Annotated in this window: 13 protein-coding genes; all 13 read left to right on the top strand. The window is 57.6% G+C overall.

The window, feature by feature from the left end:
- The first annotated feature begins 195 nt into the window (after positions 1-195).
- Positions 196-888, top strand: coding sequence for an RNA polymerase sigma-70 factor (locus B1C80_RS11840; RefSeq protein WP_077921307.1), 693 nt, complete (start codon positions 196-198; stop codon positions 886-888).
- 73 nt (positions 889-961) lie between these two features.
- Complete coding sequence (locus tag B1C80_RS11835; RefSeq protein ID WP_077921306.1) at positions 962-1,984, top strand: FecR family protein; 1,023 nt, start codon at positions 962-964, stop codon at positions 1,982-1,984.
- 84 nt (positions 1,985-2,068) lie between these two features.
- Complete coding sequence (locus B1C80_RS11830) at positions 2,069-5,473, top strand: SusC/RagA family TonB-linked outer membrane protein (protein WP_161492752.1); 3,405 nt, start codon at positions 2,069-2,071, stop codon at positions 5,471-5,473.
- Between the two features lie 78 nt (positions 5,474-5,551).
- Positions 5,552-7,057, top strand: coding sequence for a RagB/SusD family nutrient uptake outer membrane protein (locus tag B1C80_RS11825; protein WP_077921304.1), 1,506 nt, complete (start codon positions 5,552-5,554; stop codon positions 7,055-7,057).
- A 190-nt stretch (positions 7,058-7,247) separates the two neighbouring features.
- Positions 7,248-9,209 (top strand): FG-GAP-like repeat-containing protein, encoded by a 1,962-nt coding sequence (locus B1C80_RS11820; protein WP_077921303.1) that lies wholly within the window; start codon positions 7,248-7,250, stop codon positions 9,207-9,209.
- A 72-nt stretch (positions 9,210-9,281) separates the two neighbouring features.
- The gene (locus B1C80_RS11815; RefSeq protein WP_077921302.1) at positions 9,282-9,725 is read left to right on the top strand and encodes a DMT family transporter; all 444 of its coding nucleotides are present in this window, start codon (positions 9,282-9,284) and stop codon (positions 9,723-9,725) included.
- A gap of 13 nt (positions 9,726-9,738) precedes the next feature.
- Positions 9,739-10,668 carry a TIM barrel protein gene (locus tag B1C80_RS11810; protein ID WP_077921301.1) on the top strand — a complete coding sequence of 310 codons (930 nt, stop codon included), beginning with the start codon at positions 9,739-9,741 and terminating at the stop codon, positions 10,666-10,668.
- A 63-nt stretch (positions 10,669-10,731) separates the two neighbouring features.
- Positions 10,732-12,204 (top strand): CoA-acylating methylmalonate-semialdehyde dehydrogenase, encoded by a 1,473-nt coding sequence (locus tag B1C80_RS11805; protein ID WP_077921300.1) that lies wholly within the window; start codon positions 10,732-10,734, stop codon positions 12,202-12,204.
- Between the two features lie 55 nt (positions 12,205-12,259).
- Positions 12,260-13,048 carry a cyclase family protein gene (locus B1C80_RS11800; protein WP_077921299.1) on the top strand — a complete coding sequence of 263 codons (789 nt, stop codon included), beginning with the start codon at positions 12,260-12,262 and terminating at the stop codon, positions 13,046-13,048.
- Positions 13,049-13,066: 18 nt separating this feature from the next.
- Complete coding sequence (locus tag B1C80_RS11795) at positions 13,067-14,143, top strand: zinc-binding dehydrogenase (protein WP_077921298.1); 1,077 nt, start codon at positions 13,067-13,069, stop codon at positions 14,141-14,143.
- 26 nt (positions 14,144-14,169) lie between these two features.
- On the top strand, positions 14,170-14,925 hold the full coding sequence (locus B1C80_RS11790) for an SDR family NAD(P)-dependent oxidoreductase (protein ID WP_077921297.1): 756 nt from the start codon (positions 14,170-14,172) through the stop codon (positions 14,923-14,925).
- 79 nt (positions 14,926-15,004) lie between these two features.
- A complete protein-coding gene (locus tag B1C80_RS11785; protein WP_077921296.1) occupies positions 15,005-17,101 on the top strand; it encodes a transketolase C-terminal domain-containing protein in 2,097 nt (698 codons plus the stop codon).
- The gene (locus tag B1C80_RS11780; RefSeq protein ID WP_077921295.1) at positions 17,098-17,478 is read left to right on the top strand and encodes a cupin domain-containing protein; all 381 of its coding nucleotides are present in this window, start codon (positions 17,098-17,100) and stop codon (positions 17,476-17,478) included. Before B1C80_RS11785 ends, B1C80_RS11780 begins: the two co-directional genes overlap by 4 nt.
- The last annotated feature ends 53 nt before the right edge of the window (positions 17,479-17,531 follow it).

The following is a 17,531-nucleotide window of genomic DNA, read 5'->3' as shown; positions in this document are numbered from 1 at the left end:
GCCTGGCGGTCGGGCAACGCGCTGTAGAAAGACTTGTGGTTGCTTTAGGTACGTGATATGTACCTAGTCATTCCTACCGTAAAGAGAATTTGTCCAAATTTTTCTGGAAAAAATTAGAAATTAGCTACGTAGTTCTATCGGCTTTTTTGTCTTATAGATAGGTGGCCGAAAAACTAACTTAATCATAGCTAACTTATGGAGACAGTTGCTCCTTTGACGCTCTCAACCAGTGCTTTTCAAAGACCTTTCAATATAGTTAGTGACCCGACCGCCAACGAAACCCCGGATGAGTTAGTGAAGCTACCCGTCGATACGGAGCTGTTTATCCGGAAGGTATTCGAGACTGATCCGAAAAAGGGCTGCGAACTGCTTTTTCGGCATTATTACCGGCCCATGTGCACCCACGCCAGCCGGTTCGTTTATTCCAAAGAGGTAGCTGAGGATCTGGTTGCCGATGTATTTTATACGTTCTGGGACACCCGCGCTTACCTGTCGGTGCGTCAGTCGTACCGGGCGTACCTGTTTCGGTCTGTCCGGAATCGATCGTACAACTACCTGGCCAACGAGCATAAAAAACTTTGTTCGCTTGAGTCGGCCGAGAAGCAGGAGGCCCCCCTGGGCGATCTGCCCGAGTCCATCATGCGGTACGAGGAGCTGTACCACCGCATCGATAAGATGGTGGCCGAACTGCCTCCGCAGTGTCGTAAGGTGTTTATCATGTTCCGGTTCGAAAGCCGGAAAGCGAAAGATATTGCCCAGGAGCTGAAGCTATCGGTGCGTACCGTTGAGGTATACATTGCCAAGGCGCTGTCAACGCTGCGATCGGGGTTAAAAGACCAATGGCTGGTTATAGCCCTGACCACCTGGCTGGAAAGCTGGCTGTGCTGATAAATTTATTGGCAGGTACAGTACGTAGTTTTCCCAGGCAATTTGTCCACATATTCAGATAGAGATTCAACATATGCTTCCGGCTATAGACAAACAACTTCTTTTCGACCACTTCGCTGATAAGACGACGCCCTTGCAGAAACGGCAGATCGAAGAGTGGCTAGGCAGCGAAGCAAACAGGGAGCAATTCTATGCCTGGTTGTCAGAATGGGAACAGCACAATGCCTCGTATCTGCCAGCGCTTGAGGAACCGCTGCAACGGTTTGTCGACCACATGAACAGGGTGCCATCCGGGTTGGCCGATGTGGATGCCGACAAGCTGAGACCGCTCGAGGTCGTCACGCAACGGCGGGGGGTAAGGTCGCCCTGGGGGTGGCTGGCTGCCGCATCGGTACTGGTTGGCGGGCTTTTTTTAGGCTGGCAGTATCAGGAAACGATCTTATACAAAACATACCAGACGGTATACGGCGAAACGAAACCGGTGCTGCTGTCAGACGGGAGCCGGGTTTTCTTACAGGCTAATTCGCTGCTGCGCGTGCCCCGATTCGGGTTTAGCGAACGAAGCCGGGAGGTATGGCTGAAAGGCGAAGCTGGTTTTGTCGTCACCCATACCGACAATAACCTGAAGTTCCAGGTCAAGACCGATAAGAGCTTCGATGTGGTTGTTCACGGCACGGAGTTTACCGTAAATACCCGCTCGTACCGTGCCAATGTCATGCTGCGGAAAGGCAAAGTTCAGGTCAACTGCAATCTGGGCAAAACGCAGAATCAGATTTTTCTCAAACCCGGCGACCTCGTATCGCTGGAGCAGCCGAACCGACCGCAGATTCAGCACCAGATCAAACCGCAGGTGTACGAACAGTGGAAAGAGCGCCGGTTCGTTTTTGACAATATGAGTTTACAGGCGTTCGGGCAGCTATTGACCGAAAATTACGGACTGTCGGTAACCATATCTGACAGTGCGATTGCCCAGCGAACGCTGGTAGGCTCGTTCCGGGCCGATAATGTCGATGAATTGCTGGAGCTCGTTGCCGAAATCTTTGATCTTAAAGTCACCCGCGACGGGAATACAGTGCGTTTGAGTGAAGTCGATTAATTAATCCTTTCTAAGCCCTATTCATTCATGAAAAAATTCTCTCCACTCGCGAGGGCAGGATTGCTATTGCTTTCTGTTTCCTGTATGAGTCAGCCCGCCTGGTCTCAGACCTTTGCCTCCAGCCGCCAGGTTATTAATCCGAAGCTCACCACATCGGAAATGCGTAAACTGAAGGATATTCTTCAGGAACTCAAGTACCGCTACCAGGTCGACATCATTTTTGAGGGTGGGGTAGTCGAAAACGTGACTACGTCGGTCATCAGCATCAACTACAGCCTGCCGCTGGAGCAGAACCTCAACGCCATTCTGAAGCCGACGCATCTGCGTTACAAGAAGGTGAAAGAAGGCTCGTACCTGATTCTGGATGAGAAGCGGGATCGTAGGAAAAGCGTATCGAACAGCGCCCCGGCTACCCCCGGCCTGACCGATCATGTTACGGCTACGGCAATGGCCGGCCATCAGCTGGAGGCCGACGCCCAGTCAGGTAAAGCCGGCACACTGAGCCTGAAAGTGGCCGATCAGGTCGTTTCCGGGCGGGTTACCGACGAGAGCGGGGGCGCGCTGCCGGGGGTCAACATCCTGCTGAAAGGCACTCAGAAAGGAACCGCCACCGACGTGCAGGGCAATTATACCTTCCGAATCAGCGAGGGTAACTCGCCCAACAGCGCGGCCGTGCTTATCTTCTCGTTTGTCGGCTACCTGCCCCAGGAGATTGCGGTCAACAACCGCAGCATTGTCAATGTACAGCTCAAAACCGATCTCAAGCTGATCAACGAAGTGGTCGTTGTGGGCTATGGTACCCAGAAACGCAGTGACATCACGGGCGCCGTTGGGTCGATCAGTGCCAAAGAAATTCAGGATGAGCCGGTGGTCCAGATTGGTCAGGCATTGCAGGGCAAGGTGGCCGGTTTGCAGGTAACCCAAAATTCAGGGGCTCCCGGTTCCGGCCTGCTGATCCGCGTTCGGGGTACGGGTACCGTCAACAATTCGGACCCGCTCTACGTCGTGGACGGCAACCTGAACAGCAACCCGCTCGATCTGGTGCCGGACCAGATTGAGAGCATTCAGGTGCTGAAAAGTGCCAGCGCAGCCGCTATTTACGGGGCTCAGGGCGCCAACGGCGTGATTCTGATCACCACCAAGCAAGGCCGGGCGGGCAAATCCCAGCTGGATGTCAGCCTGTCGCAGGGGGTACAGCAAATCCGGAAATACTTCCCCGTTACCAACGCGTTTCAGTACGCAACGCTCTATAACGAAGGTCTGGTCAACGCGGGCCAGCAGCCGCTCTACCCGAATCCATCGGCCCTGGGCGAGGGTACCAACTGGCAGAAAGAAGTGTTTCAGGTAGCGCCCATGACCGACGTGAGCCTGTCGGCCAGCGGGGGTAACGAGAACAGCAAGTTCTTCTTTTCGGGGGGCTACATCAACCAGGAGGGTATCATAAAAGGATCGGGTTTCAACCGCGCCAACCTGCGGATCAACTCGTCGCACACGATTAACCGGTATCTCCGGGTCGGTCAGAACCTGTCGGGTAGTCTGGCGCAGTATAAGCAGATATCGGAGTTCAACTTCGGGTCGATACTGGGCAGTACGCTGACGGCCAACCCCGAAATTCCGGTCAGGATGCCCGATGGCAACTGGGGTTATTCGCCAACCTCGCTGAACTCCGGCAACCCCTTGGCCAGTATCAATTACACCAACAACAACACCCGGCGGCCCGTCATCAATGGCAATGTATACGCGGAGATCATTCCGCTGGAGGGGCTGACCTTCCGCTCTCAGTATAACTTCAACATTGGCTATTCGGAGAACTCGGTGTTCAACCCCGCGTATCGTATCTCTACCAGTAACTTCAACGACGTAGCCAACCTGACCGAAAGTACCAGCCGTTTTCGTGAATACAGCTGGGTAAACACGCTGACCTACCAGAAAAACATCGGTGATCATACGTTCGATATTCTGGGCGGGGTAACCGTTCAGGAATCCTACACGCAGGGTATACTGGCCTACGCGGCCGGACTGCCACTGAACGCGACCCAGAATCCGAATCTGCGTTACCTCAACCTGTCGACCCAAAGCAACCGGGTAGAGGGCGACGCCGGCGCCTGGGGCATCTTATCGTACCTCGGCCGGATTAACTACAACTACAAGAGCAAGTATTTCACGACGGTGAACTTCCGGGCCGACGGGTCGTCGCGCTTCGGGGAGAACAACAAATTCGGGTATTTTCCCTCGTTTTCGCTGGGTTGGAAACTGTCCGAAGAGCCTTTCCTGAAAGAGGTCACCTGGGTGAATAACCTGATGCTGCGGGGCGGATGGGGGTCTCTGGGCAACCAGAACTCGTTACCCAACTACGCCTTCACGGAGCTGGTTACGCCTAATATCAACTACACCTTCGGCAACCCGCAGACGGTGGTACGCGGCCAGGCCGTCACCAGCATGGGTAACCCGGACCTGCGGTGGGAGTCGACCAAAGAAACCAACATAGGGGTCGACTTTACCGGCTTCAACAACCGGGTTACGGCTTCGGTCGACGTGTACAACAAGAAAACGACCGACATGCTCCTGCAGGTGCCGGTTGTCAGCTACTCCGGTATTCAGAACGCCCCTTACGTAAACGGAGGCAGCGTGACCAACAAAGGGGTTGAACTGTCGCTGGGCTACGATCGGAACAACAGCATTCCCGGTGGTTTCAACTACGGTGTGTCGGGCAATATCGCCTTCAACCAGAACCGGGTAAATGCGCTGAGCAACTCCGGGACGGCCATCAACCAGTTCATCAGCTTTGTTGGTCTGGTAAACGTTACGCAGGTGGGCAGCCCCATCGCTTCATTCTGGGGCTGGCGGACCAATGGCCTCTTCCAGAGCCGCGAAGAAATTGCGGCCCACGCGTTCCAGAGCACCGGAACCGCGCCCGGCGATATCCGCTTCGTGGACCTGGACGGCAACGGCGTCATTAACGCCAATGACCAGACCGTGATCGGCAACCCCTGGCCCAAGTTCACCTACGGGCTAACGTCCTACGCGTCGTTCAAGAACCTCGACTTCCGGATGCAGCTGCAGGGCACCTACGGCAACGACATATTCATGGGTCTGAAATTCAGAATGGAAGGCGCCAACTTCTTCAACTATACCATGAACGTCTGGGAAAACCGCTGGACCGGCCCGAACACCAGCAATACGGTGCCCCGCCTGAATACCAACGACCCGAATAACAACATGCGCTCGTCGGAATACTACGTAGAAGACGGATCGTATCTGCGGCTGCGGAATATCCAGATCGGCTACCGCATTCCGAAGAGCGTGGTCAATCTGCGGAGTCTGCGGGTATACGCGTCGGTTCAGAACGCGCTGACCTTCACCAAATATCCCGGATTCGATCCTGAGCTGGGTAGCAACCGCGGCAACAGCCCCCTCTACATCGGTATCGACGAGACAAACTACCCGCTGCCCCGGATCTATACCCTGGGCGTCAACATTGGCCTTTGATATTGTCCAAAGCGCTTTCCGGCGCTACCGTGAACACGCTGCCACAAAAGCGCTCCTTAAACCCAAGACCCATTAGCCATGAAGCTACTATCATACGTCTTATTAACCTGTTTTTGCTGGTTCACCTCGCAGGGCTGCAAGAGCGTACTGGATAAAGAACCCCTGGCGCAGATCAGTGCCTCCAGCGCCTACATCACCGCCGATGATGCCCGCCGGGCCGTAACCGCTACTTATACCCCGCTGGCCGGTAATAACTGGTGCTGCACCTACGTAGGAACCGGCTATATGCACTGGGTACTAGCCAACGTAGCGTCTGACGATACCGAAAAAGGGGGCGAATCGGGGTCCGATCAGCTGTATGCGCAGCAGATTTCCCTCTTCAACATTCAGTCGGACAACGATGCGGCCCGCTTCGCCTGGTCGACGGAGTACATCGGCATACGGCGGGCCAACCTGGTGCTTGACAACGTACCCAACATCCAGATGGACGCGGCCCTCAAAAACCAGTACCTGGCCGAAGCCAAGTTTCTGCGGGCCTGGTACTACATCAATCTGGTCAAAACCTTCGGGGATGTGCCGCTGGTGCTGACTGCTTCGCAGAATACCTACGACATGGAGCGCACGCCCAAACAGCAGGTCTACGCCCAGATCATCAAAGACCTGGAAGAAGCCGCCGAGGTACTCCCGCTGGCCAGTAAGTACCCGGCTGCCGACCGGGGCCGGGCCACCAAAGGGGCCGCTCAGGCTTATCTGGGTAAGGTCTACCTGTATATGAATAATTTCGCCAAGGCCGAAGAATGGTTCGACAAAGTGATCAAGTCGGGTGAGTACGCGTTGCATGCCGATTACATGGGCATGTTTCTGCGGGCCGGTGAAACCAGCCGGGAGCATATCTTCCAGGTGCAGTTCCTGAACGATCAGGGTGCGCAGCCAGCCAATAATCAGATCAACATCGTGATGGCCAGCCGCGCCCGCAATGGCTGGGGCTTCAATAACCCTACCCCCGATTTTGTCAGCGCTTTCGAGCCCGGCGACCCCCGCCTGGAACAGTCGGTCTACAAAACGGGCGATGTCATGCCCGACGGGCTCGTGGCCAACGTAGGCAACAGCAGCACCGGCTACCTGAACAAGAAAGTGTACGTGCCCGAATATGAGCGCATTGCCGGGTCGCTGCAGGCGGGTCGAGACGATATCTACATGCGGCTGGGGAAAGTACTGCTGTGGTACGCCGAAGCAGCCAACGAAAACGGAAACACAACCGCTGCCCTGAACGCCCTGAATCAGGTTCGGGCCCGCGCCCGGCAGGGAAAAACGGGAGTACTACCCGACGTAACGGTGACCGATAAAGTGGCGCTTCGCGAACGAATCTGGCAGGAGCAGCGGGTCGAGTTCGGGCAGGAGTATGAGCGCTTCTTCGAGCTGGTTCGCCAGGGCCGGGCCGGGAAAGTGCTGCGGGCTTACGGCGAAAAATACAAAACCGCCAAAGGCGCCGGCTTCCGCGACGGCATCAACGAAATATTCCCGATTCCGCAGCTCGAAATCAATTTGAGTGGCGGCAAAATCAAGCAGAATCCGGGCTACTAAACGCAGGACATGTCATCGTACCAGACGGGCGTGGGTTGGGCGAACTATGCCTTCCTCAAACCATACCAGTTGTCCGAAGTCAGTCACCCGGCTCCCGAAAACCGGCTGCGGGTGACTGACCCCCGCCTGTCTCTCTGCTTCTTATTCTCCCACAGTCCGGCGCTCCGGCCTGGTTTAAACTACCTCTTCCATGCGGCTGTTTGTAAGTGTATTTGCTTTAATGGTGTTGTCTGCCAGCTTGTTTGGTCAGGATATGACGGCGTCTGAAAAGCCGGCGTTCGGTCAGACGTTTGTGCCAGACCAGGTAGTCAGGGCCTCCGATATCAACTCGTTCCAGGTGGTTGGGCAGGCCGACTGGCAGGCGCAGAACGGAGAGATCGTTGCGCGGCTAGCGCCTGATTCCCGGGGGAGCTGGCTCGTGCTGGATCGTTCATATCAGGATGTCGGTCTTCATGCGCTGTTCAAGTGCAGCCCCTCGGCCGAAACGGGGGTGCTGTTGCGGATGCAGAAAACCGATCGGGGCATGAAGGGTATTTTCCTGACCCTCAACAAAGACGAAGTGGCTCCTTATGCGGTATCCATCGATGCGCAGGGGAAAATAACCGAGCGCGAAAAGTTGCGGTATGCGGGCGGTATCTACTACCGGCTGGCCCCCCCGAAGAACGACGCCCAGGCCAACGCCCGCCGGGCTATGCCACCCCGCCCCGCTACCCCCGCCAACCTGCCGCTGGCCCGACCCAATACGGACTTCCGCGCCGACGACTGGAATATGGTCGAAACGTTTGTCGAGCTGAACGTCATCCGCAATTTTCTGAACGATGGCGCCGAGATCGGTGGGGCCGTGGATGGCGATTCGGCTACATACGAATACGGTCCTATTGCGCTCTACGCAGGCGGGTCGGGTGAGGTTCGCTTCAAAGACATCATGGTCAAGGACATTGCGATGCGCGTGAACCCGGCCGAAAAGTCGTCTCCCCGGTTCAACGTGCAGTGTATCAGTGATATGTACTATTCGTGGGGTGCCGATGCCGCCGATTTCAATAAAGACGGCATCATGGACGTAGTTGCGGGTCCCTACATCTATTACGGGCCTGACTACACGAAGCATCGGGAAATTTTTCCGGCCATTGCGGTGAGTCCATCGAAGGAGTTCACCCGCACCCACGTGCAGTTTACGCACGACTTCAACGGCGACGGCTGGCCCGATGTGCTCATCAGCCCGTCGGGGGCCAGTGTGCTGATCAACCCGAAAGGGGAGTCCCGGCGCTGGAAAAGCTACGATATTCTGCCGGCTGTGCAGAGCGAAATCACCGATCTGGTGGATATCGACAAAGACGGCCAGCCCGAACTGGTGTATGCGGCCAGCGGCTCCCTGCGGTATGCGAAGCCCGACAGAGCCGACCCGACCAAACCCTGGAAAGAATTCATTATTTCGGACAAAGGCTACGCGCTGGCCCACGGCATCGGAACCGGCGATATCAACGGCGACGGCCGGCTCGACATCCTGAACGCCTACGGCTGGTGGGAGCAGCCCGACCAAAAGACGCCCGAAACCCTCTGGGCGTACCATCCGTATGCGTTTGGTCGCTACGGCAACCGCGGTAGTAACATCGGCGGCACGCTGATGGCCGTATTCGACGCCAACGGCGACGGGCTGAACGATGTGATCACCAACCTCAACGTACATGGCTTTGGCCTGGCCTGGTTCGAGCAGGTGCGCGACAGGGCCGGTGCGATCTCGTTTACCCGCCACATGATCAGCGACGACTACTCGACAAAGAGCGCCGGTAACGTGACCTTCTCGCAACCCCACGGCGCCACCTATGCCGACGTAGACGGCGACGGTATTCGCGATTTCATCGTTGGCAAACGCTACTTCACCCACCTCGACAACATGTACGATCCCGACTCGTACGGCGCGCCGGTGCTGTACTGGTACCGAACCGTCCGGAATCCGAAAGCGCCCGGCGGGGCCGAGTTTGTGCCCGAACTGATTCATAACCGCTCGGGGGCGGGCTCCGAAGTAACCGCGGTCGATATCAACAAAGACGGCGCCATCGACATCGTTACCTCAACCAACCGGGGCACCTTCATTTTCTGGAATACCCCCGCTGGCAGCAAACCTAAAAAACAGCCGTCCCGGTCAGAATAAGTCTCACCGCCAGACTGTTGTGCTGGCTTTCAATCCGATAAATCCTCATTCCAAACCCCTTAGCCATAACTCATGAAAATGTATTTGATCGTACTGATGCTCTTCATCGGGGTCATCCTGTCCCTGCACCTGACCATGAACGCCCAGGTGGGCGCCATTATCCGGAATCCCAAAGTAGGCAATGCTATCTTCTGGGGTATTGGTGCCCTTACCGCCCTGGCGATCGGCTTTTCTTCCGGCGATACCGAAGCGTTTTCCCGGCTGCGCGAGGTGCCGGTCTGGCTGCTTACGGCGGGCGTTATGGGGGCCGCACTGGTGTTCGGCATTGCCTGGACGGTTCCTAAAGTCGGGGCCGCTACCGCCTTCGTCCTGATGATTGCCGGTCAGGTGGTGACCGGCCTGGTCCTGTCTCACTTTGGCGCGCTGGGGTCGCCAGTGGAGCCCATTTCTGCCATGAAAGTGGTGGGGGCACTGCTGCTGGTTGCCGGGGCCGCCGTCTGCACATTTTCCAAATAACAGCCTGAAATCTATGCATACGCCATTGACCCGAAGGGATTTTATCAAAGTGGCCGGTATGGCCGGCGCGGCCTCGCTGGCCCTGCCCACCCTGGCCCTGGAACAACTCGCCAGAAAAAACGAAATCGGTGCCACCTTCATCCTGTGGGGATACGGCGCCGACAACCTCGAAGCCTCGCTCAGCGACATGGCCAAACTAGGCTACCATTCGTTCGAGACCTTCGGACAGGTTATTCAGGAATGGGAAGAAAAGCGGGGCGGATTCGGTAAGGTCGTTCAGAAATACGGCGTTCCCATCATCTCGGCCTTCTGCATGACCGACGTCCTGGACCCCGCCAAACGGCCGGCCGAGCGGAAGAAGCTGGAACGCTGGGCGCAGCTGCTAAAAGAAAACGGCGGCAAAGTCGTCGAATACTGCCCCACCGGTATCAAACGCGACGGCTACGACTACAAGGAGCATAAGAAGAACCTGGTCGACTCCATGAACGAGTACGCCAAAGTCGTCACCGATATGGGGCTGGTCTGCGCGCTCCATCCGCATACGGGTACGCCCATCGAAACCCGCGAAGAGGTATACTTCATCATGGAGAATCTGGACACGAACTACATGAAGTTCGGGCCGGATGTGGGGCAGCTGGCCAAAGGCGGCAGCGACCCGGTCAAGATCGTACAGGATTTTCTGCCACTCGTTCAGCACGTTCACCTGAAAGATTTTTCGGGCGGCAACGACAACGGCTACCTCGGCTACGCGCCCCTGGGCGCCGGTAAAGTAGACCTGAAAAAAATCCTCGATATGCTCGAACCCCGCAAGAAAGACATGGCCGGCATGATCATGTTCGAACTCGATTCGGACCGGAAAAACAAGATGCCGATGACAGAATTCGAGTCGGCTAAAGTATCCCGGGATTACCTTAAAAAGCTGGGATACAAGTTCGTAGCCTAGCCGACATACGCCAGCGTCTGGCAGTCAAAAACGCGTTAATCAAGATTTGTTTTCCCCTGGTTTATGGAAGTTCTAGCGAATTATATCGGCGGTACGTGGACAAAAAGTAAGGAAGAAAATACGGTGGCTGTGATCAACCCGGCCTCGCAGGAAGTGATCGGTACTGTTCCGCTGGGGAGCCATACGTCCGCCGATGTGGCCAGTGCGGTAGCGGCAGCCGCCGGAGCGTTTGCGGCCTGGCGCGACGTGCCCGTCATGAAGCGGGTACAGCCGCTCTACAAACTGAAGCAGCTACTCGAAGCCAACGCCGAGGAGATTGCCCGGACCATTACGCTCGAATGCGGCAAAACCCTGGCCGAGTCGAGGGGAGAAATTCAGCGGGCCATCGAGAACGTGGAGGTAGCCTGCGGCATGCCGGTGCTGATGCAGAGCGAGTTCTCGGAAAATATCGCGCCGGGCATCGATGAGTTCATGATTCGTCAGCCGCTGGGCGTCTGCGCCTGCATTGCGCCGTTCAACTTCCCGGGCATGATTCCGTTCTGGTTTCTGCCCTACGCCATCGCCTGCGGCAACACCTTCATCATAAAGCCATCGGAAAAAGTGCCGCTGACCATGCTGAAGGTGTTCGAGCTCATCGATCAGCTGGATCTGCCCGAGGGGGTTATCAATCTGGTCCACGGTGGTAAGGAAACGGTAGACGCCCTGCTGGAACACCCCGACGTTAAGGCCATCAGTTTTGTGGGGTCTACGCAGATTGCCAGATACATCTACGCCAAAGGAGCCGCCAACGGAAAACGGGTTCAGGCCCAGGGAGGAGCCAAAAATCCGGTGGTGGTACTGCCCGATGCCGATCTGGACATATCCGTGAAGATCATCACCGACAGCGTATTCGGCTGCGCGGGTCAGCGCTGCCTGGCCGCGTCCAACATCATCACCGTGGGCGATCAGGGGGCCATCAAAGATGCCTTGTACGAGTCGGCCAAATCCCGAACGACCGGCTTCGGCCTGGACGAATCGGTCGAGATGGGGCCAGTCATTACCCCAGACAGCCGGTCCCGGATCGAACACCTGATCGATAAAGGCATTCAGGAGGGGGGGCGGGTGCTGCTGGATGGCCGCAAGCCGGCCATCAGCGGTTTCGAGCAGGGCAACTTCATCAGGCCCACCATTCTGGAAGGCCTGCCGCTCGATGGCGAGGTGATTCGCACCGAGATTTTTGGCCCTGTTATGAGCCTTATCGAACTCGGTACGGTAGACGAGGCCCTGACCTTCATCAACAGCGGCCGATATGGCAATATGGCCTGTCTGTTTACCAGCAGCGGAGCCAACGCCCGCAAGTTCCGGAGTCAGGCCATGGCCGGCAACATCGGCATCAACATCGGGGTGGCGGCTCCCATGGCGCAGTTTCCCTTCAGCGGCTGGAACGAAAGCTTCTTCGGTGATCTGCACGGGCAGGGTCGGCACGCGGTCGAGTTTTTCACCCAAACCAAAGTCGTTGTGGAGCGGTGGCCCAAAGAATGGTCGCGTAAGTTCTAGCGGTACAGGTCGGTTCTGAGCGGTTCTGCTCCTCATCCTTAGCGAATCAAAACGTATGTCAACCTTGCAAAAAGCCTTCTGCCCGCCTTTCAGCCTCCAGACCCGGATCAACTTCCTGGGCATCGACTGTGTCGTAACGGACCTCAGTCATACCATCAGCACCGAAGACCCTACCTTCATCGGCCACCAGCGCACCCTGATCTGGAATCACCTGTCGCACGAAGAAACCCAGAAGATGGGGCTCACCAAACCGCCCTATTCGTACAAGGTAGTCGGGTTCACCCTCTGCGACCATTCCAATACCCACGTCGATGCCATCAACCACGTGGTCAACGAGCCCGACGCCCGCTCTGTCGATCAGTTGCCGCTGGAGTGGTTTATGGCCCCCGGCGTCTGGTTTGACTTTTCGCATAAGGAGCCGGCCAGCTACATCACCCGGGCTGATATCGAGGAGGCTCTGGACAAAACGGGAGTTACGATCAAACCCCAGTCGGTGGTGCTCTACCATACGGGCTGGTACAAAAAGTGGAAACAGCCGTTCGACTACATCCGGGGCTATCCCGGCCTGGATCGTAGCGCCATCGAATACCTCAACGACCTGGGTGCCATCAGCGTAGGGGCCGACGCGCCTAGTATCGACAGCCATCATGAAGTGGCCGTTGTCAGGGAGCAGCCGGCCCATATCGTATGCCGCGAGCGCGAAATCCTGAACATCGAAAACCTGGCCCAGGTCGACCTAATTCCCGCCCACGCGTTCTGGTTCGTGGGCCTGCCGCTCAAAATTAAAGGGGGCTCCGGCTCGCCGTTCCGGGGCGTCGCTATCGTGCCCGAATCTCAATTATAATAAGCTAATCGACTGATTATGAGTTTGCCTCAACACATGGATGCGCTGGTTCTCAACGGTGTTCGCGATTTTGCTATAGAGACCGTGCCGGTGCCGGTACCGGATACCGACGAAGTGATCTGCAAAGTTGACACCACCTTTATCTGCGGTACCGATCCGCATATCGTAGCGGGCGACTTCCCTAATTTCTGGCCGACCCGGTTTCCGTTCATACCGGGTCACGAATGGTCAGGAACCGTGGTGCAAACCGGCCCCCGGGCGGCCAGTCTGGGCTGGCGCGAGGGCGACCGGGTGTGTGGTATTTCGCACTGCGGCTGCGGCTACTGTGAGATGTGCCTGAAAGGTCGCTACAACATCTGCCTCAACTACGGCCACGAAGAGCGGGGACACCGGCAATATGGTCATTATACGCCGGGGGCCTACGCGCAGTACATGCGTACGTCCGTGAAAAGCATCTTCAAAATTCCGGATGCCATGTCGCTGGAGTATGCGGCCTGCGTAGATCCGCTCAGCATTGCGCTGTATACCGTGAAGCGGTCGCGCATGCAGCCCGGCGACGACATCCTGATCATCGGTACCGGCCCGCAGGGGCTCATGGCCGTTCTCTGTGCGAAGGCGCTGGGGGCGGCCCGTATATACGCGGCCGGTAGCGGTGAGCGGCTCGCCAAAGCGCAGGAGCTGGGCGCCATACCGATCGATTACAAAGAGGGCGACGTCGTCACGACCGTACGCGAGCTGACCAGCGGGCGGGGCGTTCCGGCGGTGCTGGAGTGCGCGGGTACGGCCCAGTCGCTGACCCAGGCCTGCCTGGCCGCTGCCAAAGGGGGCGTAGTGTCGGTGATCGGGATTCCGCACTCGGACCCGTCGATCCCCATCAAGCGGATGGTGCTGGATGAAGTCGAACTGGTGGGCAACCGCGCCAACCCGAATACGGCCCAGCCAACGATCGAACTGCTGATCAACAACCGGATCGACCTGAGTCCGCTGATGACCCACCGCTACGCACTGACCGATTTCAGAACCGCGCTGGATACCTACGAAAACCGGAAAGACGGTGCTATCAAGGTGGCGACGAAGCCCAATGGAATGAATTAACACAGAGGATTTTAACAACGATCTATATGAGTAGGAAAGTCATGGTTGTTAGTGGGGGCGCGTCTGGACTGGGGCTGGCCGCAGGCGTTAAGTTCGCCAGCAACGGGTACAACATCGTACTGATCGACATCGACGCCCAGAAGGGCGAACAGGCTGAACAACAGATCCGTGAGATGGGCGTCGAGGCCCTGTTTTGCCAGTGCGACATATCCGATAACGGGCAGGTGAAGCAGGCGGCCCAGCAAACCCGCGAGCGGTTTGGCCGGGCCGATGTGCTGATCAACAATGCCGGGCTTGAAATCCGGGGTAGTATTCTGCAGTGCAGCGAGGCCGACTGGAGCCGCACCTACGACATCAACCTCAAGGGCATTTATTACATGAGCAACGCCTTTGTGCCGATGATGATCGAGCAGGGTGGGGGTAATGTGATCAATACCGGCTCTATCCTGGGCTACAGGGCCGTAGGCGAGCGGGCAGCCTATTCATCATCAAAAGGGGCCATCGATACCCTGACGCGGAGTATGGCCTACGACCTGGCCAGCGAGCAGATCCGGGTCAACTGCGTAGCGCCGGGGGCTATCGACACCCCGCTGCTGCGCGGCTCGATCAACGACTCGCCCGACCCGGCGGGTACCGAACAGTTTCTGAACGCGAAGAGCGTGCTGAACCGCATGGGCCAACCCGCCGAGGTAGCCAACGTCATGTATTTTCTGGCGTCGGACGAGGCTTCGTTCGTGACGGGGGCCACCTACTTTGTCGATGGCGGCTGGTCTATTTTGTAGCGGGCGAACCCCGCGTCTGCGATGGCAGGTGACAATACCTTGTAAACCGTTTTAAGGACTTACTAACCAACTTATTACCTTGATTTATCTGGAAGACAAGAAAGCCCTGGCCGACCGGGGCATTGTCCAGCTATTGGCCATTAAGGACGCGGATATCCGGTTGCTGAGCCTGTATCAGTGTGCCCATGCGGTGGATAAGGCCATCCATATCGGGGGCGCCTTTTCGGCTACGATCCCCATGGTCAGCCTGTTCTACGGGGGTATTATCGACCTGAATATCGAAGAACCCACGGCCACGGATCAGGATATGTTTGTGCTCAGCAAGGGGCATGCCGTAGCCACCCTGGCGTCGATCTATGCCGACCTGGGCTACATCGATCCGGCCATGCTGGATAATTCGCGCTCGATCACCAGCCTGCTCAACGGCCACCCTGGTCCGCTGCTGCCGGGTGTTCACGTGGCTACCGGTCCTATGGGGCAGGGAATGGGCGTGGCGCAGGGCTTTGCCATCGCCGGCCAGCGATCGCCCCGGTTCGACGTGTATGCCGTAACCGGCGACGGCGAGCTGCAGGAAGGGTCGATCTGGGAAAGCGTGATGTATGCCGGGTTCAAGCGACTGGATAACCTCTGCGTACTGGTCGATAACAACGGCGGTCAGCTGGATACGGTCAATGTGCTTCATTTTCCGTACCAGGGGCTGGCCGGTAGTTTCGCTTCCTTTGGCTGGCGGGTGCTGGAGGTCGACGCCACCAAGTACCATACCGTTTATGCCGCTCTGCAGACGTTCAAGTACGGCCCGCGCGATGGTCGGCCCACGGTCATTATCTGCAAATCAACGAAGGGCTACGGCGGCTTCTCGGAGTACATGACCAACCACAAGGTGTCCATTGCTGATGAGCTGCTGCGGCAGGAGTCGGGGATGCAGACCCAGCGACGGGCGGCTGCCGAGCGGGAGTTCTGTCAGTTCGTCGACCAGCTCACGGCCGATGAGTCCTCGGCCGATATCGTCTCCCTGCTCGGGAAGCAGGCCCGGGCCATGGGGTTTACGCTGACCCAGGCAGAAGGCCGGGTGGTGGGCGTAGCTACGGTACCGGCCTCGGTGAAGCCCCGAAAAGCGCCGGTCCGCGACAAACGGGTGCAGTACGATCCGCAACGGCTGCCCAGGCTCGAAAAAGGGAAAGCCTACGGGGCGCACAAGGTGATCGAGCAGGCCATGAACGCCTTCGCCCAGGACGAGCGGGTCGTATCGGTCGACTCGGATCTGGCGTCGACCAGCGGGTTGCAGGCCGGGGTGGGCTTTGTCGATAAAGGCCGGGCGCTGAACGTGGGCGTGGCCGAGGCCAACATGATGCTGATTGGCGAAGCCTTTGCCATACTGGGTGCCAACGCCTGGATCAGCACGTTCTGCCCGTTCTACGACTGGAAAGTACTCCGCCGGATTGCCGTAGGGCATCAGGAACGGCTGGAGGTGATTGCGGCCGGTGGTTGGCTATCCGAAGGCCACGGCATCGACCTGACCATGGTAGCTACGGCGGCCGATCTGGAAACCCAGTCGAACGGAGCCACGCACATGGGGAACGACGACGCGCTGCTGCTCAACGAAGCCGCCCATGTCAGGATTATCAACGTGTCGTGTCCGCAGCAACTGCTTGGTGTGCTGACATGGATTGCCGAAGGCAACAAAGGAATTGTGTACATGCGGACGCTGCGGGCCCCGGCTCCGGCCCTGTACGACGCGGATTTCCGGTTCGAGTTTGGCCGGGCCTATCCGGTGAGGCAGACCGATGCGGCCCGGGCAACCATCGTTACGAGCGGCCGTGGCGTTTACGAAGCCCTCGACGCGGCCGATGCGCTGGCCGCCAAAGGGCTGGCTGTCAACGTGGTCGATATGCCGTCGATCGATCCCGACACCATCGTAGCCCTGTACCGCGCCGGAACCCCTGTCTTTATTGCCGAGCAGAACAACGGCTACCTCTGGACCAACTTCAGAAAGGTGCTCTTCGAGCGCGAGTCCGAGCTGAACACCCGGCGCCTGTACCCCATCAACACGGCTAGCCACGAAGGGCTCCACTACATCCACTCGGGCACGTATACCGAGCTGGCGGCCCATTACGGGCTGGATGCCGAACACCTCAGCCACCGAATTGCAGACATCCTAAACCAGGTACCCCAATGACCATACTTCACGAAGACGACGTACCGGAAAAAGAACATCCGGGACGATTCATGCGCTGGCTGGCCAGCGACGACTCCCTGCCCGCCCAGAACCTGTCGGTATGCGTCATTCGGGTGCTGCCGGGCGAAGCCGTACGACCCGCCCACTCGCATCCCAACAGCGAAGAGCTGATCTACATCATCAGCGGCTCGGGAAAAGTAATGATCGAGAACGAGGTAGGCAGCGTGCGGGCGGGGTCGGCCATACTCTTCGAGCAGGGCAACGTACACATGCTCAAAAACACCGGCGATGTAGAGATGAAGGTGATCTGCTTCTTCGCCCCCGCTACCAGTATAGACAACTACCGGATGTTCGAGGCTGTCGATTTTCCGGACTGACCACGCCCCCAAACGACCCGGTTCCGCTGCTTCCCTACCGCGTGCCCCTTATT

It is taken from the genome of Spirosoma sp. 209, from assembly GCF_002006735.1.
GTDB lineage: Bacteria > Bacteroidota > Bacteroidia > Cytophagales > Spirosomataceae > Spirosoma > Spirosoma sordidisoli.
The sequence above is the reverse complement of the archived record's forward strand: the minus strand, read 5'-3'. Positions and strand labels throughout refer to the sequence as shown.